General features: G+C 41.5%; 1 protein-coding gene. It reads left to right on the top strand.

Going from position 1 to position 656, the window contains the following annotated elements:
* A partial coding sequence (locus B0183_RS11435) for a minor capsid protein (RefSeq protein ID WP_165688521.1) occupies positions 1-656 on the top strand: 656 nt, incomplete at both ends.

Raw genomic sequence — 656 nt, 5'->3', positions numbered from 1 at the left:
CAATTAGACACACTGCTTAAGGAGCTTAAGCAAGAAGTGGCAAAAGTCTATCAAGAAATGACCGCTTACACGCAAGACGAGTTAAGCGGTTTTTTCACGGCGGAAACCCAACATATTCATCAGCTTTACAATGATGAAGTCGGCTTTGATTTTTTTAATCCAGTGCCTGAATATAAGCAAAAAGCGAATAAAACCGCAACGATTATTGCAGGTTCACCCTTAGAAGATTGGTGGGCAAAGCAAGGAAATGATTTTGCCTTTAAGTTTGAGGGAATTATTCGCCAAGGGTTGTTAGACGGTCAGCAAACAAGTCAAATGCTTACTGATGTTAAGCATTTGATGAATACGTCTCGCAGACACGCTGAAACCTTAGTCATTACTGCAGTGGCTAAAGTGGCAGATAAAGCTCATCAAGCCTTAAGAGATGAAAACCTTGATATTTTGGCAGGAGAAAAACACCTTTCTACACTAGACACACGAACATCAACGGTATGTCAATTAAGAGATGGGTTAATGTGGGATTTAGATAAAAAGCCGATAGACCACGATGTACCTTATCAACGACCGCCTTTACACCCACGTTGTCGCAGTATTTTACAGCTTGTAACCAAGAGCTGGAAAGAGCTTGGGATTGATGCGGAAGAAATGCCGTCAAG

The sequence above is a fragment of the Glaesserella parasuis genome (assembly GCF_002015085.1).
Lineage (GTDB): Bacteria > Pseudomonadota > Gammaproteobacteria > Enterobacterales > Pasteurellaceae > Glaesserella > Glaesserella parasuis.
The sequence above is the reverse complement of the archived record's forward strand: the minus strand, read 5'-3'. Positions and strand labels throughout refer to the sequence as shown.